Below are 26,473 nucleotides of genomic sequence, written 5' to 3'. Positions count from 1 at the left end.
ACATGACAACCGCAACGACCGACAAGGCACCCAAGCAGGTCGCCATCAACGACATCGGATCTGCTGAAGACTTTCTTGCCGCGGTCGAAAAGACGCTGAAGTTCTTCAACGACGGAGACCTCATCGAAGGTACCGTCGTCAAGATCGACCGCGACGAGGTCCTCCTCGACGTCGGGTACAAGACCGAGGGTGTCATCCCCTCCCGCGAACTCTCCATCAAGCACGACGTCGACCCCACCGAGGTCGTCGAGGTCGGCGACACGGTCGAGGCCCTCGTTCTCCAGAAGGAGGACAAGGAAGGCCGTCTCATCCTGTCCAAGAAGCGTGCGCAGTACGAGCGCGCGTGGGGCGATGTCGAGAAGATCAAGGAAGCCGACGGCGTCGTCACCGGCACCGTGATCGAGGTCGTCAAGGGTGGCCTCATCGTCGACATCGGCCTCCGTGGCTTCCTCCCGGCGTCGCTCATCGAGCTCCGCCGCGTGCGCGACCTCACGCCGTACCTCGGCCAGGAGATCGAGGCGAAGATCCTCGAGCTCGACAAGAACCGCAACAACGTGGTCCTGTCGCGCCGTGCCCTGCTCGAGCAGACCCAGTCCGAGAGCCGCACCACGTTCCTGAACAACCTGCACAAGGGTCAGGTCCGCAAGGGTGTCGTTTCGTCGATCGTCAACTTCGGTGCGTTCGTCGACCTCGGCGGCGTCGACGGTCTCGTCCACGTCTCCGAGCTCTCCTGGAAGCACATCGAGCACGCCTCCGAGGTCGTCGAGGTCGGTCAGGAAGTCACCGTCGAGATCCTCGAGGTGGACCTGGACCGCGAGCGCGTCTCGCTGTCGCTCAAGGCCACCCAGGAGGACCCGTGGCAGGTCTTCGCCCGCACCCACGCGATCGGTCAGGTCGCACCGGGCAAGGTCACCAAGCTGGTTCCGTTCGGTGCGTTCGTGCGCGTCGCAGACGGCATCGAAGGCCTCGTGCACATCTCGGAGCTGTCCGGCAAGCACGTCGAGCTCGCCGAGCAGGTCGTTTCGGTCGGCGACGAGGTCTTCGTCAAGGTCATCGACATCGACCTCGAGCGTCGTCGCATCTCCCTCTCGCTGAAGCAGGCGAACGAGGGCGTCGACCCCGAGGGCACCGAGTTCGACCCGGCGCTCTACGGCATGCTCACGGAGTACGACGACCAGGGCAACTACAAGTACCCTGAGGGCTTCGACCCCGAGACGAACGAGTGGAAGGAAGGCTTCGAGGCCCAGCGCGAGAAGTGGGAGCAGGACTACGCTGCTGCCCAGGCTCGCTGGGAGGCTCACAAGAAGCAGGTCGCGAAGGGTCTCGAAGAGGCCGCTGCCGAGGGCACGACGTCCACCGGCGGTTCGACCTTCACCTCCGAGTCCACCACGGGCGGAACGCTGGCCGACGACGAGTCGCTCGCCGCTCTGCGCGAGAAGCTCAGCTCGAACTCCTAAGCGGTTCATCTGGAACGGCCGGTCCCTTCGGGGTCGGCCGTTCCGGCGTTAACCGGTGGATGCACGCCGCTAGCATGGACGGGTGCACCTGATCGGACTCACCGGCGGCATCGCCTCAGGAAAATCGACCATCGCCCGCCGTCTCGCCGAGCACGGAGCCGTCGTCGTCGACGCCGACCGCATCGCCCGCGAGGTCGTCGAACCAGGCACGCCCGCGCTCACGCAGATCGCCGAGACGTTCGGTCCAGGCGTGATCGCCGCAGACGGCTCGCTCAACCGGCCGGCGCTCGGCGCCATCGTCTTCGCCGACGAGGATGCGCGGCTGAAGCTCAACGCGATCACCCACCCCGCCGTGCTGGCCACGTCCACCGAGCGCTTCCGGGCAGCGGGGGAGGCGGACCCCGACGCCGTCGTGGTGTACGACGTCCCTCTGCTGGTCGAGTCGGCCAACGAGTACCCGTTCGACCTGGTGGTGGTCGCGCACGCGTCTGCCGCCACGCGCATCCGGAGACTGATGGAACTGCGCGGGACGGACGAGGAGGAGGCGCGGCGCAGAGTCGGCTCGCAGGCGACGGACGAGGAGCGGCTGGCGGTCGCCGACGTCGTGATCGACACCGACGGCACCCTGGAGCAGACGATCGCGCAGACCGACGCGCTGTGGGACAGGCTGCGCGCCTGAGCGTGGTGCCAGGCGTTCCGCTCAGAGCGCACACCGGCAGGAATGTCGGTGGTCCTTCCTAGACTGGTCACATGCAACCCACGCGCGCCGTCCGTCCGTTCGAGGTCGTCAGCGAGTACCAGCCGAGCGGTGACCAGCCCCAGGCCATCGCCGAGCTCGCCGGCCGTATCAACGCCGGTGAGACCGACGTCGTCCTCCTCGGCGCGACAGGAACCGGAAAGTCCGCCACCACCGCGTGGCTGATCGAGCAGGTGCAGCGCCCGACGCTCGTGCTCGCGCACAACAAGACGCTCGCGGCGCAGCTCGCCAACGAGTTCCGCGAGCTCATGCCCAACAACGCCGTCGAGTACTTCGTCTCCTACTACGACTACTACCAGCCCGAGGCGTACGTCCCGCAGACGGACACCTTCATCGAGAAGGACTCCTCGATCAACTCCGAGGTCGAGCGGCTCCGGCACTCCACCACCAACTCGCTGCTCAGCCGTCGCGACGTCGTCGTGGTGTCGACCGTCTCGTGCATCTACGGCCTCGGTGCGGCGGAGGAGTACCTGGAGGCGATGGTCGCGCTGCAGGTGGGCGAGAACGTCGGACGCGACAAGCTCATCCGGCGCTTCGTCGGAATGCAGTACGAGCGCAACGACGTCGACTTCTCCCGCGGCAAGTTCCGCGTGCGCGGCGACACCATCGAGATCATCCCGGTCTACGAGGAGCACGCCGTCCGCATCGAGCTCTTCGGCGACGAGATCGAGGCGATCTACACGCTGCACCCGCTCACCGGCGACATCATCTCCAAAGTGGATGCGGTCTCGATCTTCCCAGCCACCCACTACGCCGCCAGCCCTGCCACCATGCAGCGCGCCATCGGGACCATCCAGACCGAGCTGCACGACCGCCTGGTCGAGCTGGAGCGCGAGGGCAAGCTCCTCGAAGCGCAGCGACTCCGGATGCGCACGCAGTTCGACATCGAGATGATGGAGCAGATCGGCTTCTGCTCCGGCATCGAGAACTACTCGCGCCACATCGACGGCCGTCAGCCTGGCGAAGCCCCGAACTGCCTGCTCGACTACTTCCCGGACGACTTCCTCGTGGTGATCGACGAGTCGCACGTCACCGTGCCGCAGATCGGCGCGATGTACGAGGGAGACTCGTCCCGCAAGCGCACGCTGGTCGAGCACGGGTTCCGCCTGCCGAGCGCGCTCGACAACCGCCCGCTCAAGTGGAACGAGTTCAAGGACCGCGTCGGTCAGACCGTGTACCTGTCCGCCACGCCCGGCCGGTACGAGATGGGCATCGCAGACGGGGTGGTCGAGCAGATCATCCGTCCGACCGGCCTGGTCGACCCCGAGATCGTCGTCAAGCCGACCAAGGGCCAGATCGACGACCTGCTCGAGGAGATCCGCCTGCGCGTCGAGCGCGACGAGCGCGTGCTCGTCACCACGCTCACCAAGAAAATGGCGGAGGAGCTCACCGACTTCCTCGCGGAGGCCGGCGTCAAGGTCCGCTACCTGCACTCCGACGTCGACACGCTCCGTCGTGTCGAACTCCTGACCGAGCTGCGCGCCGGCGTCTACGACGTGCTGGTCGGCATCAACCTGCTGCGCGAGGGGCTCGACCTTCCCGAGGTGTCGCTCGTCGCGATCCTGGACGCGGACAAGGAGGGCTTCCTGCGCTCCTCGACGTCGCTCATCCAGACCATCGGGCGCGCGGCCCGCAACGTGTCCGGCGAGGTGCACATGTACGCGGACGTCCTCACCGACTCGATGAAGAACGCCATCGAGGAGACCACCAGGCGCCGCGAGAAGCAGGTCGAGTACAACAGGGTCAACGGCATCGACCCCCAGCCGCTGCGCAAACGCATCGCGGACATCACCGACGTGCTCGCCCGCGAGGGCGCTGACACGGCGGCGATGCTCGCCGGGCGCGAAGCCAAGAAGAAGAGCCCGACGCCCAACCTCCGCAAGGGCGGCATCGCGGCGCAGGGCGCGAACGAGCTCGAAGCGCTCATCGCCGACCTCAACGATCAGATGCTCGCTGCCGCCGGCGAACTCAAGTTCGAGCTCGCCGCCCGCCTCCGCGACGAACTCGGCGACCTGAAGCGCGATCTTCGCCAGATGGAGAAGGCCGGTCACCTGGGCTGAGCCGTGCGGTATACGGTGGCAGGGTGAGCGCGACGACGACGGCGGGGCGATGAAGCGTCATCGCATGCTGTTCGCCTGCTCGGCGCTCGCCCTCGTCGCCGTGATCGCGCTGGCGGTGCAGGGCGCTCCGGTCTTCTCCGGGATGCGCTGGGTCCCGCCCGCCGCCACGCAGCAGCCGCTGCCGCAGAACCTCACAGGGCAGACGGACTCCGCCAGCCCTGCGCCGCACGAGCTGCACCAGGCGGGCCGGTTCGACATCTCCTGGTTCGTCGTCGCGGCCGCCGTCCTGGTGCTGGTCGTCGTCGCCGCGCTGATCTGGCGCGCGGTGCGCCGCCGCCTCCAGCTCCCGGAACGCGATGTGCTCCCCATCCTGCCTGATGCGCTCGGCGACGCCGTCCCCGAGCAGGAACCGAATCCGGAGCCGGTGCAGGTCCGCCGCGGCCTCGACCTCGCCCACGACAGGCTGAGCGAGCGTCGCGAACCCCGCGACGCCATCGAGCGCGCCTGGCTCGGCCTGGAGGAGGCGGCGACCGACTCCGGGATGCGCAGACTCCCCGCCGAGACCCCCGGCGAGTTCACGGCGCGCGTCGTCGTCCGCGCGGCCACCGACCGAGCCGCGGCCGACAGCCTGCTCGCGCTCTACCTCCGCGCGCGTTTCAGCGATGCGCCTGTCACCGCCGCCGACGTCCATCGCGCGCGCGAGGCGGTGGACGCGCTCCGCGAGTCCTGGACCGCGGAACCGCGCTCCGCGGCGGCCGACAGCGGGGGAGCGGGACGGTGAGCGGGCAGACGCCGGGCGTCTCGCACCCCGCACCGGACGCCGCACTCCTCCAGGAGACAGCCCCGAGCCGCAGGCTCTTGTTCGCCGTCGGTCTCCGCTGGCGGATCGCCGGATGCGTCCTGCTCGCCGTCGTGGTCGGTTTCCTCGCCTGGTTCTTCGGCCTCGACGTCGAGCACGCGGCCGGCCTCGCGGCTGTCCTCCTGGCCGTGGTCGTCTGCATGACGCTGCTCGGCGACCAGGCGTTCGTCGGCTGGGCGCCCGACCCCGTGCTCCCGCGCGACGGCGCCAGACGCGACGTATCGCAGCTCGGCTGGGCGCTCCACACCAAAGGCGGAGGCGTCGCGCCGGAGGCGGTCCGCCGCCTACGGTCCGTGACCGCCCAGACACTCGACCTCCACGGCCTCGACCTGGATGCGCCGGCAGACGCCGCCGAGATCGCACGCATCCTCGGAAAGGACACGGTACGTCTCCTGCGTCGCGGCAGCGCCGAGTCCCCGAAGGCCGCAACCTACGAGGCGATCATCGACCGCCTCGCCCACCTCGCAGACGCCCCGGTCGGGCCCCTCGACGCGACCGCGGCAGCCGGCCCCGACCCATCCCCAGGGCCGCTACCCACCGCCCCCGCCGCATCCACCGTTCCCACCCCGCCCCAGGAGCCGCACCCATGACCACCGACAGCCCAACCTCCCCGGCCACCGCGCAGCAGGGCGCAGCACTCCCCGTCGCCGAGATCGCGCGCCTGAGCTCCGAGGTGCTCGACAGGGTCGGCAGCGTGGTCGTTGGGATGCGGTCGGCCCTCGAGCTGGCTCTCGCCACCATCCTCGCGGGAGGGCACGTCCTGTTCGAGGACGTCCCAGGACTCGGCAAGACGCTCGCCGCCCGCAGCATCGCCGCGGCCATCGGACTCGACTTCCGTCGTCTGCAGTGCACCCCCGACCTGCTTCCGGCGGACATCACCGGCTCCTTCGTGTTCGCCCCGTCGACGGCGGAGTTCGTGTTCCGCCCTGGCCCCATCTTCACCGGGCTGTTCCTCGCCGACGAGATCAACCGAACGTCACCGAAGACCCAATCGGCCCTGCTCGAGGCGATGGCGGAGGGTCAGGTGACGGTCGAGGGCCAGAGCTTCCCTCTCCCGCAGCCGTTCCACGTCGTCGCCACCTCCAACCCCATCGAGTTCGAGGGAACGTACGCGCTGCCGGAGGCGCAGCTCGACCGTTTCATGACCCGCCTGAGCGTCGGCTACCCGGATGCCGACGGCGAGAGCCGCGTCCTCCTCGCCCGCGTGAGCAGGCGCAGGGAGATCGCGACCGTCGAGCCGGTCATCGACGGCGCGACGCTCCGCGCCATGCAGGACGGCGTCGAGCTGGTCGACGTCGACCAGGACATCGCCGCATACTGCGTCGCCATCGCAGCCGCCACCCGCCGCCACCGCTCCGTGGAGGTGGGAGCGTCGCCGCGCGGCTCCCAGGGACTCCTGCTCGTCGCCCGCGCCCGGGCCGTGATGGCCGGACGCGACTTCGTCATCCCCGACGACGTGAAGGCCGTCGCGATCCCCGTCCTCGCCCACCGCCTCTCGCTCACCGTTCAAGCGTGGACGAGCGGAGTTCAGGCCTCCCAGGTCGTGGCCGAGGTGGTCAACTCGGTCCCAGGCCCTCCGTCGATCGGCGCCGCGCGCGACGCGGCCGACGTCGAGCGGGATGCGGTCTCCTCCGTAGCGCCGGATGCGGGGCGCCAGGGGTGAGCGACCCCTCGGCGAGCGGACGAGGCGCCCCGGCGGCCGCAGACCAGCAGTCGGGCGGCGCCGTGCAGACGGCAGCCCCCACCCGCACCACGTCCACCCGCTGGAATCTCAGCCCGGCCGTCGTCGCGGCCCTGCTCGTCGCGCTGCTCTGCCTCGGCGCCGGCTTCGTCGCCGGGCGGGTCGAACTGGCGATGGTCGGCGTTCCGCTGCTGATCGCAGCCGCGTTCGGATGGGATCGACGCCCAGGCGAACGCATTCAGCTGTCCTTCTCCGTGCACGCCGATGCCGCCGCATCCACTGCCCCAGCCCAGGGTGCCACCGCCCCAGCCCAGGGTGCCAGTGTCCTCGCTGCGGGCTCCGTCACCACCCCCGCGACGGTCGACGCGTTCGGCGTGCGCATCGCCCTCCCGAACCGTGCGCCGCTCGACGCCGTCGTCACCGAGCGCACCGCCGCCGACATCGCCACGCACATCGTCGTCGGCCATTCCGGTCCCCAGCGGCTGCTGCAGCTCGGCGCCAGAGCGATCGGCGCCGATGCAGCGTTCGTCGGCGACACCGCGGACGGTCCGTCGCTCGACAGAGTGGTTCGCCCGCGCATCGTCCAGATCAGGAGCCTTCCGCTGCCCGCCCACCTGATCGGCCTGACCGGTCCCCATCCATCCGCTCGGCCTGGCGACGGCGGCGAGTTCCGCGACGTCGACCGGTTCCAGCCGGGGGACAGGCTGCGCCGCATCGACTGGAAGGCGACGGCCAGGCGCGCGCAGAACACTGGCGAACTCTTCGTCCGCCGGACGATGGCGACCTCGGATGCGTCCGTGCAGTTCGTCATCGACAGCAGGGACGATCTCACCGCGAGGGTTGCGGACTGGGCCGCGCTGCATCCCCTGCCCGGGGTGTCGTCGCAGGATCTGGCGAGGGAAGCCGTGGGGTCGCTCGCCGGGGCGTACGTCGCGGCAGGGGACATGGTCGGCTTCGACGACCTCGCCGACCCGGCCCGTGCCGTCCCGCCCCGCGCCGGCGCGCGCCACCTGCACAGGGTGCGCCGCGCCGTCGAGCTCACCGCGCCGAGGGGCGCCGCCACTGAGCGCGTCCGCGCCCCGGTCCTCGCGCCAGGCGCGCTGGTCTACGTGATGTCGACGTTCCTCGACGAGCAGCCGCTGCGTCTCGCGCTCGTCTGGCGGGCGGCCGGGCACCGGGTGATCGCGGTCGACGTGCTCCCCGCCAGGCTCACGCGCGACCTGCCTGCGAGGGAGCAGCTTGCGCTGCGGGTCGTCGAGCTGGAACGCACCCTGCGCTTCCGGCGGCTGGCAGCGGCGGGCATCGATGTGCTGGTCTGGCAGGATGCCGACGCATCCGGCCTGCCGACGGGAGCGCGGGATGCGCGCCTGCGCGAGCTGAGCAGACCGAGGAGGGCCAGATGAGCGACACGGCCACCCCGCAGCCGGAGCTCGGCCTCACGGTGCCGGGCTGGAGCGTGCGCGCCCTGTTCGGCGTCATCGCCGTCGCCCTGTGCGTCACAGTCGCGGACTCCGGCTTCTGGGTGGCCGTGTCGCTCGCGCTGACCGCGGCGGCCGTCGCGGTTCCCCGCTGGCTGACTGCCTGGTTCCTGATCGGAGCGCTCGCGTTCACCGTGCTGCTGCATCCCCAGTCGCTCGAGGAGTGGCGCGTGTACGCGCTGATCGCCGGCGCGCACGCCCTGCACATCGCGGCGACGTGGATGCTCGTGGTGCCGCCGTTCGCCCGCCTGCAGCCCGCCGTCCTGCTGCCGTCGCTGCGCCGGTTCGTTCTCATCCAAGTGCCTGTGCAGGCGGCCACGGCCGGGCTGCTCGCGCTCACCGGCGCAGCGCACGGGTCCGCGGTGATCTGGCCGGCCGTGCTCGCCGGGGTGGCCGTCGCTGCCCTCGTCCTCGTCGCCGCGCCCGTGCTGCTCCGCCGCCCGCACCCGTGATCGGCCGCCTGCACCGCTGAACCAGGAGCCCCCGCCGTGCAATGTCGGTGGTCCGGCATAGACTCGGCGGCGTGCGGTGACAGGTCTGTCGATGAGCCGGTACAATCGAACATATCTTCGATCTGCGCTGGGCGAACACGGCCGGCGAGCGGCGAAGAGTAGCGGAGAATTGATCGAGTGACTGAAATTGATCGGGTGGTTATGGGCAAGGTGACCGGTTCACACCTCAGCGTGCGTGGAGCGCGTGTGCACAACCTGCACAACGTCGACCTCGAGATTCCGAGGGATTCGCTCGTCGTCTTCACCGGGCTGTCCGGCTCCGGCAAGTCGTCGCTCGCCTTCGACACGATCTTCGCCGAGGGACAGCGCCGCTACGTCGAATCGCTGTCTGCGTATGCGCGCCAGTTCCTCGGGCAGGTGGACCGGCCGGACGTCGACTTCATCGAGGGTCTGAGCCCAGCCGTCTCCATCGACCAGAAGTCCACCAACCGCAACCCGCGGTCCACGGTCGGCACGATCACCGAGATCTACGACTACATGCGTCTGCTCTGGGCGCGCATCGGCGTGCCGCACTGCCCTGTCTGCGGAGAACCCATCCAGCGCCAGACCGTTCAGCAGATCGCCGACCAGCTCATGGAGCTCGAGACCGGCAGGCGCTACCAGGTGCTGAGCCCGGTCGTGTCGCAGAAGAAGGGCGAGTTCGTCGATCTCTTCAAAGAGCTCGCGGCCAGCGGATACTCCCGAGCGCTCGTCGACGGAGAGCCGGTACAGCTCAGCGATCCGCCGACGCTCAAGAAGCAGTACAAGCACGACATCTCCGTGGTCGTCGACCGTCTGGTCGCCGGTCCGGACATCCTGAGCAGACTGACCGACTCGCTGGAGACGGCCCTGCGCCTCACGGACGGTCTCGTCCAGGTCAACTTCGTCGACGAAGAAGGCCCTGATGCCTGGCGCACGTTCAGCGAGAAGCTGTCCTGCCCCAACAACCACCCCATCCAGCTCACCGAGATCGAGCCGCGTACGTTCTCGTTCAACGCACCGTTCGGCGCCTGCCCTGAGTGCTCCGGCCTCGGCACCCGCATGGCCGTGGACGAGGACCTGCTGCTGGGCGACGAGGACGTCAGCCTCGCCGAGGGCGTCATCATCCCGTGGACCACCCAGGGCAAGGGGCTGTTCCAGTACTACGAGAAGCTGCTCGACGGCCTCGCCCGCGACCTGAAGTTCTCGCTGAAGACTCCGTGGAAGAAGCTCTCGGAAGAGGTGCGCAACGCGGTCATGCGCGGCGACAACTTCGAGGTCAAGGTCAAGTGGAAGAACCGGTACGGCCGTGAGATGAGCTACACCTCGGGCTTCGAGGGAGTCGTCCCGTACATCGAGCGCCAGTACCTGCAGGCCGAGACGGACACGCAGCGCGCCCGCTGGGCGGAGTACCTGCGCGAGGTCCCGTGCTCCGTGTGCGGGGGCAAGCGCCTCAAGCCGGAGGTCCTCGCCGTCCTCGTGCACGGTGCGAGCATCGCGGATGCGTCGGAGCTCAGCCTCAGCGACGCCAGGCTCTTCATGGACAAGCTCCACCTCACCGAGCGCGAGGAGAAGATCGCCGCTCAGGTGCTGCGCGAGATCAAGCTCCGTCTCGACTTCCTCATCCAGGTCGGGCTCAACTACCTCGACCTGTCGCGCGCTGCCGCAACCCTCTCCGGTGGAGAGGCCCAGCGCATCCGGCTGGCCACGCAGATCGGCTCCGGCCTCACGGGCGTGCTGTACGTGCTCGACGAGCCGAGCATCGGGCTGCACCAGCGCGACAACCGTCGCCTGATCGACACCCTCGTCGCCCTGCGCGACCTCGGAAACACGCTCATCGTGGTCGAACACGACGAAGACACCATCCGCACAGCGGACTGGGTGGTCGACATCGGACCGGGCGCCGGCGTCAACGGCGGACACGTCGTGCACTCCGGCTCGTACGACGAGCTGCTGCAGAACAGGGAATCGCTCACCGGCGACTACCTCTCCGGCCGCAAGGAGATCGAGATCCCGGCGAAGCGCCGCAAGATCGACAAGAAGCGCATGATCTCCGTGGTCGGCGCTGAGGCCAACAACCTGAAGAAGGTCACGGTCGACTTCCCGCTTGGCACGTTCGTGGCCGTCACCGGCGTGAGCGGCTCCGGCAAGTCGTCGCTCGTCAACGACATCCTCTACCGGGTGCTCGCCAACAAGCTCAACGGTGCTCGCAAGCTGCCAGGCAAGCACAAGGCGGTCACCGGTCTGGAGAACCTCGACAAGGTCGTCCACGTCGACCAGGCGCCGATCGGCCGCACGCCTCGGTCCAACCCGGCGACGTACACCGGCGTCTTCGACCGCATCCGCACGCTGTTCTCCGAGACGATGGAAGCGAAGTCGCGCGGTTATCTGCCCGGCCGGTTCAGCTTCAACGTCAAGGGCGGGCGCTGCGAGGCGTGCTCAGGCGACGGCACGATCAAGATCGAGATGAACTTCCTGCCTGACGTCTACGTCGCGTGCGAGGTCTGCGGGGGAGCGCGCTACAACCGCGACACCCTGGCCGTGCACTACAAGGGCAAGAACATCGCGGAAGTGCTCGACATGCCGATCAGCGAGGCGGCGGAGTTCTTCCGGCCGATCTCGGCGATCCACCGCTTCCTGCAGACGCTGGTGGACGTCGGTCTCGGCTACGTGCGGCTCGGCCAGAGCGCCACGACGCTGTCCGGGGGCGAGGCGCAGCGCGTCAAGCTCGCCACCGAACTGCAGCGCCGCTCCAACGGCCGCAGCGTCTACGTGCTCGACGAGCCGACCACCGGGCTGCACTTCGAAGACGTGCGCAAGCTGCTGCTGGTGCTCAACGGGCTCCTCGACAAGGGAAACACCGTCATCGTCATCGAGCACAACCTCGACGTGATCAAGTCGGCCGACTGGATCATCGACATGGGCCCGGAGGGCGGAGCGGGCGGTGGCGAGGTCATCGCGACCGGTACGCCGGAGCGCGTCGCGGAGACCCCGGGAAGCCACACCGGGTACTTCCTCAAGGAGATCCTGCAGGGCGAGAGCGCCCGGGGCGCCGCGTAGGGCACGCGGTGGCAGACACCGTCAGCTACCGGCCCAAGGCCGGGGAGATCCCGACCCAGCCGGGCGTGTACCGGTTCCGCGACGCCAACCGGCGCGTGCTCTACGTCGGCAAGGCGAAGAACCTCCGCGCGAGGCTGAGCAACTACTTCCAGCCGCTCCGCAGCCTGCACGAGCGCACCAGGCGCATGGTGACCACCGCCGCCTCCGTGGAGTGGACGGTCGTCGCGTCCGAGTTCGAGGCCCTGCAGCTCGAGTACACCTGGATCAAGGAGTTCAACCCGCCGTTCAACGTCCAGTTCCGGGACGACAAGTCGTACCCGTACCTGGCCGTGACGTTGGGGGACCGCATCCCGAGGGTGATGGTGACGCGCAACCGCGGGGTGAAGGATGCGCGGTACTTCGGCCCGTACACGAAGGTGTGGGCGATCAGGGACACGGTGGACCTGATGCTCAAGGCGTTCCCGATGCGGAGTTGCTCCGACGGCGTCTACCGCCGAGCGGAGCTGACGGGACGACCCTGCCTGCTCGGCGACATCGGCAAATGCGCCGCGCCCTGCGTCGGCAGGATCAGCCCCGAGGATCACCGAGGGCTCGCCGAGGACTTCGTCTCCTTCATGGCGGGCAACGACACCAAGGCCATCCGGCAGCTCACCGAGCGCATGAAGGCGGCGGCGAGCATCCAGGATTACGAGGCGGCGGCCAGGCATCGCGACGCCATCCAGGCGCTGGAGGCCGCGATGGGCAAGAGCGCCGTCGTGCTTCCCGACAACGTGGATGCCGACGTGTTCGGCATCGCGCACGACGAGCTGGCGGCCGCCGTGCAGCAGTTCATCGTGCGCGGGGGCCGCATCCGCGGTGTGCGGAGCTGGGTGGTCGACAAGGAACTCGACGTCGAACTCGGCGACCTCGTCGAGACGGTCGTGCAGAACGCCTACGAGGGCGCGGATGCGCCGCCGCGCGAGATCCTGGTGCCGGAACTCCCCGACGACGCCGTCGAACTCGAGCAGTGGCTGACGGCGCGCAGGCAGGAGATCGGCGACCCTGCTGCGTCGCGCGGACGGCTCTCCGGCCGCGTCGAGCTGCGTGTCGCGCAGCGTGGCGACAAGGCGGCGCTCGCCCAGACGGTCGAGATGAACGCGAAGAACGCGCTCGTGCTCTACAAGACCAGGCGCAGCTCGGACTTCGTCGCGCGGTCCAAGGCGCTCAACGACATCCAGGATGCGCTCGGCATGGCCGACGCCCCGCTCCGGATGGAGTGCTACGACGTCTCGCACCTCAGCGGCACGAACATCGTCGCGTCGATGGTCGTGTTCGAGGACGGCCTGCCGCGTAAAGACCAGTACCGGCGGTTCAGCATCCCGGAGTCCACGGACGACACCGAGTCGATCTACCAGGTCATCACGCGCAGGCTGGCCTACCTCAAGAACCCGGAAGCGGAGTTCGCCGACGCCGACGAGCAGCAGGCGGAGCCGCCGGTGGATGCCGCCGACTCCGCCAACGACGGAGACGACCCGTCGATCGACATCGACGCAGAGCTCGCCGAGGCGGCGGAGAAACGGCGCAAGAAGTTCGCGTACCCGCCCAACCTGCTCATCGTCGACGGCGGGCAGCCGCAGGTCGCGGCGGCCAGGCGGGCGCTCGAGGAGTCCGGTGTTCAGGGCATCCAGCTGGTCGGCATCGCCAAGCGTCTCGAGGAGATCTGGCTGCCGGACTCCGACTTCCCCGTCATCCTCCCACGCAACAGCGACGCCCTCTTCCTCATCCAGCGCATCCGCGACGAGGCACACAGGTTCGCCATCACCTACCAGCGCGCGAAGCGCAAGCGCGACATCGGTTCGGTGCTCGGCGAGATACCCGGACTCGGACCGTCGAGGGTGAAGGAGCTGCTGAAGCACTTCGGGTCGGTCGCGCAGCTCAGGAAGGCGACGCCGGACGAGATCGCGCATGTGCGCGGAGTGGGTCCGACCCTGGCCGCGGCCATCCATGAACGACTCGCCAGTCGCTAGTCTTGGGGGACACCTTTCGAGCGGAGGACAAGGCTGATGAGCACCGACACCGAGCAGCAGGAAGTGCTGATCGTGACCGGGATGTCGGGAGCAGGGAGGTCCACAGTCGCAAACGCACTCGAAGACCTCGACTGGTACGTGGTCGACAACCTTCCTCCCCAGATGCTGCGCCCCCTGATCGAGCTCGCGAATCGCGCAGAGTCCGGGCTTCCGCGCATCGCCGCCGTGGTGGATGTGCGCGGCCGGAACTTCTTCGTCGACCTGCGCGACCTCATCCAGAGCCTGCGGGAGGGCACCAAGGTGCGCGTGCTGTTCCTGGAGGCGACGGACGCCGTCCTGGTGCGCCGGTTCGAGCAGGTGCGCAGGCCGCACCCGCTGCAGGGCGACGGCACGATCCTCGACGGCATCACCGCGGAGCGCACCCGGCTGCGGGAGATCCGCGAGGCGAGCGACATCATCGTCGACACCTCGGATCTGAACATCCACCAGCTCGCCACCAACATCACGGAGACGTTCGCGGCGGAGAACACCGCAGGCGTCCAGGTCACGCTGATGAGCTTCGGCTTCAAATACGGCCTCCCCGCGGACGCCGACCTGGTGACGGACGCCCGCTTCCTGCCCAATCCGTTCTGGAACCCGGAGCTGCGCCCGTTCACCGGCCTCGACGCCGTGGTGCGCGACTTCGTCCTGGAGCAGCGGGGAGCGCAGGAGTTCATCGACGCATACGTGTCCGCACTGCGCCCGATCCTGGACGGCTACCAGCGCGAGAACAAAAGGCACGCCACGATCGCGGTAGGCTGCACGGGGGGAAAACACCGGTCCGTGGCGATTGCGGAAGAGCTCGCCGCCCGGTTGAAAGAGATCCCAGGGCTCGCGGTGAACACAAAACACCGCGACCTCGGCCGTGAATGAAGCCGGCCACACCCTCCACGGCCCCACGACAGGCCGTTCGACAGAAAAGGAACACGATTGGCTCTCACCGCCGACGTCAAAGACGAACTCACGAAGGTCGAGGTCAGTAAGACCACCGTCCGGGCAGCCGAACTCGCGACCATCCTGCGGTTCTCCGGTGGGCTGCACCTGATCAGCGGCCGCATCGCCGTCGAGAGCGAGCTGGACACGCCAGAGCTGGCCCGCAGGGTCAGGAAAGACCTGGCAGAGCTCTACGGCGTTCGCAGCGAGGTCTCCGTGATCTCGGCCTCCGGCCTCCGCCGCACCAGCCAGTACCTGGTCCGCGTGCTCGACGGCGGGGAGACCCTCGCCCGTCAGACCGGCCTGCTGGATGCGCGTCGCCGGCCGATCCGCGGCCTCCCGAACCGCCTCACCACCGGTTCCCGCGACGAGCTCGCCGCCGTCTGGCGCGGTGCGTTCCTCGCCCACGGCTCGCTCACCGACCCCGGCCGTTCCGCCGCCCTGGAGATCACCTGCCCCGGCAACGAGTCGGCGATGGCCCTCGTCGGCGCCGCAGGCCGCCTCGGCGTGGCCGCGAAGGCGCGCGAGGTCCGCGGCGTGCACCGCGTCGTGATCCGCGACGGCGATGCCATCAGCGCGATGCTCGTCCACATGGGAGCTGCCAAGACCGTCGAGAACTGGGAGCAGCTGCGCCAGCGGCGCGAGGTGCGCGCCACGGCGAACCGTCTCGTGAACTTCGACGACGCCAACCTGCGCCGCTCCGCGCAGGCCGCCGTCGCCGCCTGCGCCCGCGTCGAGCGCGCCATGGAGATCCTGGGCGACGACGTTCCTGACCACCTGCGCTACGCCGGTGAGCTTCGCCTGAACTTCCGCGACTCGAGCCTCGACGAGCTCGGTCACCACGCCGACCCGCCGATGACGAAGGACGCTGTCGCCGGCCGCATCCGCCGGCTGCTCGCCATGGCGGACAAGAAGGCCGTCGACCTCGGCATCCCCGGCACCGAGGCGAACCTGCCGTCGGACCTCGACGAGGTATAGCCCCTCACCCTGGGGAAGCAACCGGTGGCCAAGACCGTTGCGCTCAGTAGACTGGAAACGTCGCTCGAAGCCCGGCGCGAACCGATCGCGCAGGGAACCACATGAGGAGATGAGTAATGGCTGACTACACGCTCGCAGACCTTCCATACGATTACTCGGCGCTTGAGCCGAACATCAGTGGTCGGATCATGGAGCTGCACCACGACAAGCACCACAAGGCGTATGTCGACGGTGCGAACACCGCCATCGCCAAGCTGGCAGAGGCGCGCGACGCCGATGACCTCGGCAACGTCAACAAGCTCCAGAAAGACCTCGCGTTCAACCTCGCGGGTCACGTCAACCACACGGTGTTCTGGAACAACCTGTCGCCGGACGGCGGCGACAAGCCCACCGGCGAGCTCGCGGCCGCGATCGACGAGTTCTTCGGATCGTTCGACAAGTTCCGTGCGCACTTCACCGCATCCGCTCTCGGCATCCAGGGCTCCGGCTGGTCGATCCTGGCCTGGGACTCGCTCGGGCAGAAGCTCATCATCGAGCAGCTCTACGACCACCAGGGCAACCTCGCGGCGGCCACGGTTCCGCTCCTTCTCCTCGACATGTGGGAGCACGCGTTCTACCTGGACTACGTGAATGTGAAGGCGGATTACGTCAAGGCATTCTGGAACATCACCAACTGGGGCGACGTTCAGGAGCGCTTCACCAGGGCGCGCGAGAAGACCTCCGGCCTGCTGCTACTGTCATAGCGGGAACGGTGTCCCGGATGGTTCGCCGCCCGGGACACCGCCGTCCGCCCCATACCCACAACACCGCGCCGTCGGGCGCCCATCAAGTAACTGGAGACATCTGTGTCCGTAAAGATCGGAATCAACGGGTTCGGTCGCATTGGTCGTAACTTCTTCCGTGCCGCTCTGTCCAAGGGCAGCGACCTCGAGATCGTCGCCGTCAACGACCTGACCGACAACAAGGCGCTCGCGCACCTGCTCAAGTACGACTCGATCACCGGTCGTCTGGATGCGACGGTCGAGCTCGACGGCGACAACATCATCGTCAACGGCAAGGCCATCAAGGTCCTCGAAGAGCGCGACCCCGCCAACCTCCCGTGGGGCGAGCTGGGCGTCGACATCGTCATCGAGTCCACCGGCCGCTTCACCAAGTCGGAGGATGCGCGCAAGCACATCGCCGGCGGCGCCAAGAAGGTCATCGTCTCCGCTCCCGCCACCGGCGACGACGTGGCCACGATCGTCCTCGGCGTCAACGAGGAGACCTACGACAGCGCCGTGAGCGACATCCTGTCGAACGCCTCCTGCACCACCAACTGCCTCGCACCGCTCGCGAAGGTCCTGCTCGACAACTTCGGCATCGAGCGCGGTCTCATGACCACGGTCCACGCATACACGGCGGACCAGAACCTGCAGGACGGCCCGCACAGCGACCTCCGTCGCGCCCGTGCAGCCGCCGCCAACATCATCCCGACCTCCACCGGAGCCGCCAAGGCTCTCGGCCTGGTCATCCCCGAGCTCGTCGGCAAGCTGGACGGCTACGCGCTCCGCGTCCCGGTCATCACCGGCTCGATCACCGACCTCACGGTCGAGGTCGCCAACCCGGTCACGGTCGAGCAGGTCAACGCGGCGTACAAGGCTGCTGCCGAAGGCCCGCTCAAGGGCATCCTCAAGTACACCGAGGACCCGATCGTCTCCACCGACATCGTCAGCGACCCGCACTCGTCGATCTTCGACGCCGGCCTGACCAAGGTCATCGGCGGCACGCAGGTCAAGGTCGCGTCCTGGTACGACAACGAGTGGGGTTACTCCAACCGTCTCGTCGACCTGACCGAGTACGTGGCCGAGCGCCTCTAACGACAGGGAACCGACGTGACGCTCCGCACACTCGATTCACTCGGTTCGCTCGCCGGCAAGGTGGTCATCGTCCGCTGTGATCTGAACGTCCCTCTGAAGGACGGCCAGATCACGGACGATGGCCGCGTGCGAGCGTCGATTCCCACCCTGAACGCCCTGATCAATCAGGGCGCGAAGGTGGTCGTCATCTCCCACCTGGGACGCCCGGAGGGCGCCCCGGACGCGAAGTACAGCCTGGCGCCGGTTGCCCAGCGGCTCTCGGAGCTGCTGGGCAAGCCGGTGACCTTCGCCAAGGACACCGTCGGCTCCGGCGCCCAGGACGCGGTCGCCGGCCTGCAGGACGGCGACGTCGCGCTGCTGGAGAACCTCCGCTTCAACCCTGGCGAGACCAGCAAGGACGAGGCCGAGCGCGAGGCATTCGCCGCGAAGCTCGCCGCGTTCGGCGACGCCTTCGTCTCCGACGGCTTCGGCGTCGTGCACCGCAAGCAGGCGAGCGTCTACGAGCTGGCGAAGGCCATCCCAAGCGCTGCCGGACAGCTGATCGCCACCGAACTGGATGTGCTCGACCGCCTCACGGAGAATCCGGAGCGGCCGTACGTCGTCGTCCTCGGCGGCTCGAAGGTGTCCGACAAGCTCGGCGTCATCGGCCACCTGCTTCCGCGGGTCGACTCGCTGCTCATCGGCGGTGGGATGCTCTTCACCTTCCTCGCGGCACTCGGCCACCCCGTCGGCTCCAGCCTGCTGGAGGCCGACCAGATCGACACCGTCAAGGGCTACCTCGCGAAGGCGAAGGAGCTGGGCGTCGAGATCGTCCTCCCGCGCGACGTCGTGGTGGCGTCGAAGTTCGGTGCCGATGCGGAGCACGTCGTGCGTCCCATAGACGGCATCGAGAACACCGACTGGGGCTCCGCAGGACTCGGGCTCGACATCGGCCCGGAGACGGGCACGCTGTTCGGCGAGTACATCCGCGGTGCACGCACCGTGTTCTGGAACGGCCCGATGGGCGTGTTCGAACTCGCACCGTTCGCCGCAGGCACCAAGGCCGTCGCGCAGGCGCTCACCGAGATCGACGGCCTCGGGGTCGTCGGCGGGGGCGACTCCGCCGCCGCCGTGCGCGCTCTCGGTTTCTCAGACGACCAGTTCGGTCACATTTCTACGGGTGGCGGTGCGAGCCTCGAGTTCCTCGAAGGCAAGCACCTGCCGGGACTGGAGGTCCTCGGATGGCAGCAGTGAGCTCATCAGTGCGGCGCACGCCGCTCATCGCAGGCAACTGGAAGATGAACCTCGATCACCTGCAGGCGATCGCGTTCGTCCAGAAGCTCGCGTGGAGCCTCAAGGACGCGAACCACGACTTCGCCAGTGTCGAGGTCGCGGTGTTCCCGCCGTTCACCGACCTGCGCAGCGTGCAGACCTTGGTGTCGGCCGACAAGCTCCCGCTCGCCTTCGGCGGGCAGGACGTCTCGGAGCATGAGTCCGGCGCGTACACGGGTGAGATCTCCGCGACCTTCCTCGCGCAGCTCGAGTGCCGCTACGTGATCATCGGTCACTCGGAGCGGCGCACGCTGCACGGAGAGACGGACGAGCAGGTCGCCGGCAAGGTCGCTGCGGCGCTGTCGCACAACCTGTCGCCGATCATCTGCGTCGGCGAGACGGCGGAGGACCTCGAGGTCCACGGCGCGAGCGCCGTGCCCGTCGCCCAGCTGCGCGCCGCTCTGGCGAACGTCTCCTCTGCCGCCGACCTGGTGGTGGCGTACGAGCCCGTCTGGGCGATCGGCTCCGGCCAGGCCGCGACGCCCGAGCAGGCCGAGCAGGTCTGTGCCGCATTGCGCGCCGTGCTGGTCGAGGTGCTCGGCGAGGACGTCGCTGCGAAGACACGCATCCTCTACGGCGGCTCGGTGAAGTCCGGCAACGTCGCGAGTTTCATGCGCGAGCCGAACGTCGACGGAGCCCTCGTCGGAGGCGCGAGCCTCGATGTCGCCGAGTTCGCGAGCATCGTGCGATACCAGAAGCACGTCGGACTCTGACCCCACCGGTTATACTGGTCGTTGGTCTTCCCGGGCGCTGAGTCCGGGTGCTTTGCGAAAGGTACGTCGTGCAAATTCTCCAGGTCGTCCTGCAGGTCCTGCTGGGTATCACCAGCCTCCTGCTGACGCTGCTCATCCTCCTGCACAAGGGGCGCGGTGGTGGTCTCTCCGACATGTTCGGCGGAGGCGTCACCTCCAACCTCGGCGCATCCGGTGTCGCCGAGCGCAACCTGAACCGCATCACCGTGGTTCTCGGGCTCGTCTGGATCATCTGCATCGTCGTGCTCGGACTCATCACCAAGTTCGATTCCGGCGCGTAGGCGCCCTAGTTCACCACGAGGAGCAGCATGGCATCCGGAGGAAGTGCAATTCGGGGTTCGCGCGTCGGCGCGGGCCCGATGGGGGAGCAGGATCGTGGATTCCACGCTGAGCGCATCACCATCTCTTACTGGGACGCCCTCGGGAATGAGACGGTCCGCCACTTCGCGGCCAACCTCCCCGAGGAAGAGATCCCCGATGTGATCGACTCGCCGTCGTCGGGCCTGCCCGCCGGCCGCGACAAGGAGAACCCGCCGTCGGTCACCAAGCTCGAGCCGTACAAGACGCACCTGGCCTATGTGAAGGAACGTCGCACGGAGGAGGAAGCCGAGCAGCTCCTCGAGGACGCGCTCAACCAGCTCCGTGCTCGTCGCGGCAAGCTGAGCCCCACCAACTAGCGCAGTACAGCACAAAGCCCCCGCCAGTCTCAGACTGGTGGGGGCTTCGTCGTTGGCGCGCGCGGCGTCAGCTCAGTAGCTGGGCGCGATCAGGTTCTCCGGCACGTCGACGGCCGCATCCTTGTCGACGAAGAACACCGTGCGCTTGCGGCCCTTGGCCCCGGCGACCGGGACCTCGGTGTAGCTGGCGCCCGCGAGGGCGAGACCGAGGGCGCTGGCCTTGTCGCTTCCGGCGAGCACCAGCCAGATGCGGTCGGATGCGTTGAGCACCGGACGCGTCAGACTGAGGCGGGCCGGCGGCGGCTTGGGGGAGTCGCGCTCGGCGATCACCGTGGCCTCGGTCTCCCGGATACCGGCACGGTCCGGGAACAGCGACGCGATGTGGCCGTCCGGCCCGACACCGAGGAAGGTGATGTCGAACCGGGGAGCGCGGGCGCCCTCGGGCGCGAACGCCTCCAGCTCGGCGGCGTACACCGCGGCGGCCTCGTCGATGTCGGGGATCTCATCCGACGCGGGGAACGCGTGGATGTTCTCCGGCGGCACAGCGATGTGGTCGAGCAGCGCCTCGCGGGCCTGGGTCTCGTTCCTGTCCTCGCTGGCCTTCTCGACGAATCGCTCGTCGCCCCACCAGAAGTGGACCTTCGACCAGTCGACGCTGTCACGGGCGGGGGACTCGTTGATCGCCTCCAGCACGGCGATGCCGACGGAGCCTCCGGTCAGCGCGATGTTCGCCTCGTCGAGTTCATCGAGGATGTCGACGGTCTTGGTGAGGAATCGAGCTGCGACCGATCCGGTGAGCGCCTGCTTGTCGGGGTGGACGAGCACCCGTCGTTCGTTGGTCATGCTTTCGCGCCCGCTCCCTTGTCGGCGGTCTCGAGCTGGTCGAGGCCTTTGGTGATCACCTCACCGTACAGATCATCAGGGTCCAGCCTACGCAATTCCTCGGCGAGGCAGTCGCGGAGGCTGCGCCGCGGAAGCGAGAGGTCGTGCGTCGGCTGGTTCGGCTGCGACAGCCTTGCCACGTTCGGGATCTCGCGCTCGAGTTCGATGACGCCGGATGCGCGCTCCATGCGGACACCGTGGATGCCGCTGGAACCGGTCGCACGCGAGGTCAGGTCGTACTGCACGGGCACCTGCAGCTGCAGGGCAAGCCAGGACGCGAGCAGCATGGTCGACGGGGAGTCCGCCGCCCCTGCGACCTCGACGGCGGTGATCGGCTCGTACGGCGGCTGGTCGAGCACGGCGGCGAGCTGCGCGCGCCACAGGGTGAGCCTGGTCCAGGCGAAGTCCGTGTCGCCGGGGGCGTACGTCTTCGCCAGGTGACGAAGTGCTTCCTGCGGGTCCGGCTGCGCGGATGCGTCCGTGATGCGGCGGGTAGCGATGCGGCCGAGCGGCGACTTCGAGACGACGGACGGAGCGATCCCCGGCCACCAGACGACGACGGGCGCGTCGGGGAGCAGGAGCCCGGTGACCAGGCCCTCCTCGTCGCTCGCGGTCTCTCCGTATGCGCGGAGCACGATGACCTCACTGGCCCCGGCGTCGCCGCCGACGCGGATCTGCGCATCCAGCCGGCCATCGCCGTTGGAGGTGCGCTCCTCTTCGGTGGAGACGACGATCACGCGCATCGGGTGCTCGCGAGAGGCGTCGTTGGCGGCCTCGATGGCCTCCTCCTCCTGGCCGAGGTGGGTCGCGATCACCAGGGTGAGGACGCGGCCGAGGGCGACGGCGCCACCCTCCTCGCGGATCTTGACGAGCGCCTTCGAGATGTTGCTCGTCGTGGTGTCGGGCAGATCGACGATCATGGACGCCTCCAAACGCGGCCGTCGCGGGCGAGAAGCTCGTCCGCGGAGCTCGGGCCCCAGGTGCCGGGACGGTACTGCTCCGGCTGGCCCTGGGTCGCCCAGAATTCTTCGATCGGGTCGAGGATCTTCCAGGAGAGCTCGACCTCCTCATGACGGGGGAAGAGCGGCGGGTCGCCGAGCAGCACATCCAGGATGAGCCGCTCGTACGCCTCGGGGCTCGCCTCGGTGAAGGCGTGGCCGTAGCCGAAGTCCATCGACACGTCGCGCACCTGCATCCCGGCGCCGGGCACCTTGGAGCCGAAGCGGATGGTGACACCCTCGTCCGGCTGCACGCGGATGACGAGTGCGTTCTGGCCGAGGGCAGAGGTCTGGCTCTCCGCGAACAGCTGCTGCGGGGCACGCTTGAAGACCACGGCGATCTCCGTCACGCGGCGACCGAGACGCTTGCCTGCGCGCAGGTAGAACGGCACGCCGGCCCAGCGGCGGGTGCCGATGTCGAGCTTGATGGCCGCGTACGTCTCCGTGGTGGACTCGGGGTTCATCCCGTCCTCCTGGAGGAAGCCGACGACCTTCTCGCCGCCCTGCCACCCGCTGGAGTACTGACCGCGTGCGGTGGAGGTGTTCAGGTCCTTCGGCAGCCGGACCGCCTTGAGCACCTTCTCCTTCTCAGCGCGGAGGTCGGCCGCGTCGAAGGAGATGGGCTCCTCCATCGCGGTCAGCGCCAGCAGCTGCAGCAGGTGGTTCTGGATGACGTCGCGAGCGGCACCGATCCCGTCGTAGTAGCCTGCACGGCCCCCGACGCCGATGTCCTCCGCCATCGTGATCTGCACGTGGTCGACGTAGTTCGCGTTCCAGATCGGCTCGTACAACTCGTTGGCGAAGCGCAGAGCAAGGATGTTCTGCACCGTCTCCTTGCCGAGGTAGTGGTCGATGCGGAAGACGGAGTCGGCGGGGAACACCGACTCGACGACCTTGTTCAGCTCGCGCGCTGTCTTCAGGTCGCTGCCGAACGGCTTCTCGATGACGACGCGGCGCCAGCCCGTCTCGGACTGGTCGGCGAGCCCCGACCGGCGAAGCTGCTCGGTGACGAGCGGGAACGCCTTGGGCGGGATCGACAGGTAGAACGCGTGGTTGCCCATCGTTCCGCGTTCCTTGTCGAGTTCTTCGACCGTCTCTTTGAGACGCTCGAAGGCCGCGTCGTCATCGAACTCGCCTGGCACGAACCGGATGCCCTGGGCCAGCTGCTTCCAGACATCGTCTTCGAACGGCGTGCGAGCGTACTGCTTCACCGCGTCGTAGACGACCTTCTCGAAGTCCTGGTCTTCCCAGTCACGCCGGGCGAACCCGACGAGGGAGAAGCCGGGAGGAAGCAGGCCTCGGTTGGCGAGGTCGTAGACAGCGGGCATCAGCTTCTTGCGTGACAGATCGCCTGTCACGCCGAAGATGATGAGGCTGCTCGGGCCGGCGATGCGATTCAGTCGGCGATCGGAGGGCAACCGCAGGGGATTGAACTCCGGGGTGATTTCCACCGGGGACATTGAGCTCCTAGGTCAGGAAGGTTTCGCTGTTAGTTGACGGCCTCGAACAGCGAGACGATGCTCGCCTCGGGGTTCGTCAGGTTCAGGGTGAGGACGGGACGGCCGTGCTCACCGAGCACGCTCGCGTCGCCTGCCGCCTGCGCCTGGATGAGCTGGCCGAAGGTGAACGGACGGTCGGGGATCTCCAGGTCCTCCGGCGCTGCCGCAGTGATCTGGAGGAACACGCCGACGGCGGGGCCGCCCTTGTGGAACTGACCTGTCGAGTGCAGGAAGCGGGGTCCCCAGCCGAACGTCACTGGGCGCTTGGACTTGGCGGCGAGGAGGTCGCGCATCCCGGCGAGCTGCGGGTATGCGAGACGGTCGACGTACGCCTGGATGGAGACGTAGCCGTCCGGTCCGAGCTGGGCGAGGAGGGCATCCACCGCGGCGTCGAGCGTTGCCGCGCCGCCCAGGAAGTCTCCCGTGGTGCGCACCTCGACGCCGTTCGCGACGAACGCGGGAGTCGCGGGCTCCGGACGGTTGTCGAGCAGCGAGCGAGCGGCGACCTTCGCGGCCTCCACGTCCGGCTGGTCGAACGGGTTGATCCCGAGCAGGCGGCCGGCGACGGCCGTGGCGTACTCCCACACGATGAGCTGTGCGCCGAGGCTGCCGGAGACGAGGATCTCGCCGTCGTGGCGGTTGGCGGGGAACAGGTGGTGAGCCTCCGCGTTGTCGACGAGACGCACGATCTGCAGGTCGGGGAGGTTCTCGCCCACCTCGGGGGAGAGCGGGTCCAGGACGACGGGGAGGAGGCCGGTGCCTTCCTTGCCGGTCGACTCGGCGATCAGCTGCTCCGCCCAGTCGGCGAAGCCGACGATGTGCGTTCCGTCCGCGATGATGCCGAGCTTGTCCTTGAGCGGGCTGGTGCCCGCGATGGCGGCGCCGAGCACGAGTCCGGGGTTCTCGTCGTTGTCGACGGCGAGCTCGATCAGCGTCGCCTCCGCCTCGTCGAGCAGCTCGCCGATGTTCACCCCGGCGAGCCCGGACGGCACGAGGCCGAACGCGGTCAGCGCCGAGTAGCGTCCGCCCACGTTGGGGTCGGCGTTGAACACGCGGTATCCCGCCTCGCGGGCCGACGCGTCGAGCGGCGAACCGGGGTCGGTGACGACCACGATGCGCTCTGCTGGGTCGATGCCGGCGTCGCGGAACCACTTCTCGTAGATGCGGCGCTGGCTGTCGGTCTCGAGCGTCGAACCCGACTTGCTCGAGATGACGACCGCGGTCTCCGCGAGACGGTCGCGCAGGGCGGAGAGCACCTGGCCAGGGTCGGTGGAGTCGAGCACGGTCAGCTCGGCCTCCGCCGTCTTGGTGATGACCTCCGGAGCGAGCGACGATCCGCCCATGCCGCCGAGCACGATGTGGTCGACGCCCTTGGCGTGCAGTTCCTCGCGCAGAGCCGTGATCTCGTCGACGAGCGGACGGGAGATCGCGACGGCCTCGGTCCAGCCGAGGCGCTTGGACGCCTCAGCCTCGGCCGCAGGACCCCAGAGGGCGGGGTCCTGGGCGGTGATCCCGGAGGCGACGCGGTCGGCGACCAGCTGCGGAACGACGGCCTTGACGGCCTCGGCGGTGGAGCCGGTGACGTGGATGCGGAACGTCACTTCGCCGCCTCCAGCGCTGCGGTCACGGTGTCCAGCAGTTCGTTCCAGGACACGATGAACTTCTCGACGCCCTCCTTCTCGAGGAGTTCGGTGACGCCGTCGTACGAGATGCCGAGCGCGGCGAGCTTGTCGAGGACCGACTGCGCGTCCGCGTAGTTGCCCGTGACGGTGTCGCCGGTGATGACGCCGTGGTCGAAGGTCGCGTCGAGCGTCTTCTCCGGCATCGTGTTGACGGTGTTCGGCGCGACGAGCTCGGTCACGTAGAGCGTGTCAGGCAGGCTCGGGTCCTTGACGCCGGTGGACGCCCAGAGCGGGCGCTGCTCGTTGGCGCCGGCGGCGACGAGCTCCTTGGCACGGTCGGTGGCGAACGCCTCCTCGTACACCTGGTATGCGAGGCGCGCGTTCGCAACGCCTGCCTTGCTCTTGAGCGCGAGCGCCTCGTCGGTGCCGATGGCGGTCAGACGCTTGTCGATCTCGGTGTCGACGCGCGACACGAAGAACGAGGCGACCGACTGGATGCCGGACAGGTCGATTCCGGCGGCCTTGGCCTTCTCCAGTCCGGCGAGGTACGCCTCGATGACGCCGCGGTAGCGCTCCAGGCTGAAGATCAGGGTGACGTTGACGCTGATGCCGGCGCCGATCACCTCGGTGATCGCCTCGAGGCCCTCGACCGTCGCGGGGATCTTGATGAGCACGTTGGGCTTGTCGACCTTGGCCGCGAGCTTCTTGGCCTGCTCGATGGTGCCTGCTGCGTCGTGCGCGAGGCCCGGCTCGACCTCGATCGAGACGCGGCCGTCAGTGCCCTCCGTCTGCTCATAGAGCTCGTGGAAGATGTCGCTCGCCGCTGCCACGTCGTCCGTGGTGATCTCGAAGACCGCGTCGGTGACGTTCGTTCCTGCTGCGGCGAGGGCGCGCACCTGCGCGTCGTACGCCTCTCCGTTGGAGAGCGCCGTGGCGAAGATCGTCGGGTTCGTGGTCACGCCGACCACGTTCTTCTCCGCGATGAGCTTCTGCAGACCGCCGGTGGCGATGCGCTCACGCGACAGGTCGTCGAGCCAGATGCTGACGCCGGCTGCGGAGAGCTGTGCGGTGGGGGTGGAGTCTGTCATTTTTCTTCTA

Annotated in this window: 23 protein-coding genes; 18 read left to right on the top strand and 5 right to left on the bottom strand. The window is 68.4% G+C overall.

All coding sequences use genetic code 11. The annotated features are described in order from the left end of the window. The first annotated feature begins 2 nt into the window (after positions 1-2). The 18 genes from rpsA (at position 3) to ACIRCZ_RS04500 (ending at position 20,374) form a co-directional block, all read left to right on the top strand. Positions 3-1,457 carry a 30S ribosomal protein S1 gene (gene rpsA / locus ACIRCZ_RS04585; RefSeq protein ID WP_055894045.1) on the top strand — a complete coding sequence of 485 codons (1,455 nt, stop codon included), beginning with the start codon at positions 3-5 and terminating at the stop codon, positions 1,455-1,457. Positions 1,458-1,539: 82 nt separating this feature from the next. After that, entirely contained in the window at positions 1,540-2,136 is a 597-nt protein-coding gene (gene coaE, locus ACIRCZ_RS04580; RefSeq protein WP_402850105.1) for a dephospho-CoA kinase, read from the top strand. Between the two features lie 71 nt (positions 2,137-2,207). After that, on the top strand, positions 2,208-4,274 hold the full coding sequence (gene uvrB / locus ACIRCZ_RS04575; protein WP_055894041.1) for an excinuclease ABC subunit UvrB: 2,067 nt from the start codon (positions 2,208-2,210) through the stop codon (positions 4,272-4,274). Between the two features lie 49 nt (positions 4,275-4,323). Next, complete coding sequence (locus ACIRCZ_RS04570; RefSeq protein ID WP_402850102.1) at positions 4,324-5,055, top strand: DUF4129 domain-containing protein; 732 nt, start codon at positions 4,324-4,326, stop codon at positions 5,053-5,055. Then, positions 5,052-5,723 carry a hypothetical protein gene (locus ACIRCZ_RS04565; protein WP_402850099.1) on the top strand — a complete coding sequence of 224 codons (672 nt, stop codon included), beginning with the start codon at positions 5,052-5,054 and terminating at the stop codon, positions 5,721-5,723. Before ACIRCZ_RS04570 ends, ACIRCZ_RS04565 begins: the two co-directional genes overlap by 4 nt. Beyond that, entirely contained in the window at positions 5,720-6,796 is a 1,077-nt protein-coding gene (locus ACIRCZ_RS04560) for an AAA family ATPase (RefSeq protein WP_402850096.1), read from the top strand. The genes ACIRCZ_RS04565 and ACIRCZ_RS04560 overlap by 4 nt, the downstream gene beginning before the upstream one ends. Next, on the top strand, positions 6,793-8,217 hold the full coding sequence (locus ACIRCZ_RS04555; RefSeq protein ID WP_402850093.1) for a DUF58 domain-containing protein: 1,425 nt from the start codon (positions 6,793-6,795) through the stop codon (positions 8,215-8,217). The genes ACIRCZ_RS04560 and ACIRCZ_RS04555 overlap by 4 nt, the downstream gene beginning before the upstream one ends. Further along, a complete protein-coding gene (locus ACIRCZ_RS04550) occupies positions 8,214-8,744 on the top strand; it encodes a hypothetical protein (protein ID WP_157480235.1) in 531 nt (176 codons plus the stop codon). The genes ACIRCZ_RS04555 and ACIRCZ_RS04550 overlap by 4 nt, the downstream gene beginning before the upstream one ends. 201 nt (positions 8,745-8,945) lie before the next feature. After that, positions 8,946-11,822: an excinuclease ABC subunit UvrA gene (gene uvrA, locus ACIRCZ_RS04545; RefSeq protein ID WP_402851653.1), complete on the top strand. Its 2,877-nt coding sequence runs from the start codon at positions 8,946-8,948 to the stop codon at positions 11,820-11,822. 8 nt (positions 11,823-11,830) lie between these two features. Beyond that, entirely contained in the window at positions 11,831-13,828 is a 1,998-nt protein-coding gene (gene uvrC / locus ACIRCZ_RS04540; protein ID WP_055894030.1) for an excinuclease ABC subunit UvrC, read from the top strand. Positions 13,829-13,864: 36 nt separating this feature from the next. After that, complete coding sequence (rapZ, locus tag ACIRCZ_RS04535; protein WP_055894028.1) at positions 13,865-14,740, top strand: RNase adapter RapZ; 876 nt, start codon at positions 13,865-13,867, stop codon at positions 14,738-14,740. Positions 14,741-14,797: 57 nt separating this feature from the next. Then, positions 14,798-15,778, top strand: coding sequence for a DNA-binding protein WhiA (gene whiA, locus ACIRCZ_RS04530; RefSeq protein ID WP_055894025.1), 981 nt, complete (start codon positions 14,798-14,800; stop codon positions 15,776-15,778). Positions 15,779-15,894: 116 nt separating this feature from the next. Further along, a complete protein-coding gene (locus ACIRCZ_RS04525; protein WP_055894023.1) occupies positions 15,895-16,521 on the top strand; it encodes a superoxide dismutase in 627 nt (208 codons plus the stop codon). Positions 16,522-16,623: 102 nt separating this feature from the next. Beyond that, positions 16,624-17,634 carry a type I glyceraldehyde-3-phosphate dehydrogenase gene (gene gap, locus ACIRCZ_RS04520; RefSeq protein ID WP_402850086.1) on the top strand — a complete coding sequence of 337 codons (1,011 nt, stop codon included), beginning with the start codon at positions 16,624-16,626 and terminating at the stop codon, positions 17,632-17,634. 15 nt (positions 17,635-17,649) lie between these two features. Continuing rightward, a complete protein-coding gene (locus ACIRCZ_RS04515; protein WP_402850083.1) occupies positions 17,650-18,867 on the top strand; it encodes a phosphoglycerate kinase in 1,218 nt (405 codons plus the stop codon). Then, a complete protein-coding gene (tpiA, locus tag ACIRCZ_RS04510) occupies positions 18,855-19,658 on the top strand; it encodes a triose-phosphate isomerase (protein WP_402850080.1) in 804 nt (267 codons plus the stop codon). Before ACIRCZ_RS04515 ends, tpiA begins: the two co-directional genes overlap by 13 nt. Before the next feature lie 68 nt (positions 19,659-19,726). Then, entirely contained in the window at positions 19,727-19,978 is a 252-nt protein-coding gene (gene secG, locus ACIRCZ_RS04505; RefSeq protein WP_055894015.1) for a preprotein translocase subunit SecG, read from the top strand. A 27-nt stretch (positions 19,979-20,005) separates the two neighbouring features. Further along, positions 20,006-20,374: an RNA polymerase-binding protein RbpA gene (locus tag ACIRCZ_RS04500; RefSeq protein ID WP_055894014.1), complete on the top strand. Its 369-nt coding sequence runs from the start codon at positions 20,006-20,008 to the stop codon at positions 20,372-20,374. A 72-nt stretch (positions 20,375-20,446) separates the two neighbouring features. Here the strand turns inward: ACIRCZ_RS04500 and pgl are convergent, their stop codons facing one another. The 5 genes from pgl to tal are packed head-to-tail and all read right to left on the bottom strand — an operon-like array spanning position 20,447 to position 26,463. Further along, complete coding sequence (gene pgl / locus ACIRCZ_RS04495; protein ID WP_055894012.1) at positions 20,447-21,217, bottom strand: 6-phosphogluconolactonase; 771 nt, start codon at positions 21,215-21,217, stop codon at positions 20,447-20,449. Then, a complete protein-coding gene (locus ACIRCZ_RS04490; protein ID WP_055894009.1) occupies positions 21,214-22,176 on the bottom strand; it encodes a glucose-6-phosphate dehydrogenase assembly protein OpcA in 963 nt (320 codons plus the stop codon). The genes pgl and ACIRCZ_RS04490 overlap by 4 nt, the downstream gene beginning before the upstream one ends. After that, positions 22,173-23,714 carry a glucose-6-phosphate dehydrogenase gene (zwf, locus tag ACIRCZ_RS04485; protein WP_055894007.1) on the bottom strand — a complete coding sequence of 514 codons (1,542 nt, stop codon included), beginning with the start codon at positions 23,712-23,714 and terminating at the stop codon, positions 22,173-22,175. The genes ACIRCZ_RS04490 and zwf overlap by 4 nt, the downstream gene beginning before the upstream one ends. Before the next feature lie 29 nt (positions 23,715-23,743). After that, the gene (locus ACIRCZ_RS04480; protein WP_402850073.1) at positions 23,744-25,354 is read right to left on the bottom strand and encodes a glucose-6-phosphate isomerase; all 1,611 of its coding nucleotides are present in this window, start codon (positions 25,352-25,354) and stop codon (positions 23,744-23,746) included. Next, positions 25,351-26,463, bottom strand: a complete 1,113-nt coding sequence (tal, locus tag ACIRCZ_RS04475; RefSeq protein WP_402850070.1) for a transaldolase — start codon at positions 26,461-26,463, stop codon at positions 25,351-25,353. Before tal ends, ACIRCZ_RS04480 begins: the two co-directional genes overlap by 4 nt. Positions 26,464-26,473: the final 10 nt, after the last annotated feature.

It is taken from the genome of Leifsonia sp. NPDC102414 (genome assembly GCF_044765685.1).
Classification (GTDB): Bacteria; Actinomycetota; Actinomycetes; order Actinomycetales; family Microbacteriaceae; genus Leifsonia.
Note: the sequence above shows the minus strand (reverse complement) of the source record. Positions and strands in the feature narration are given on the sequence as shown.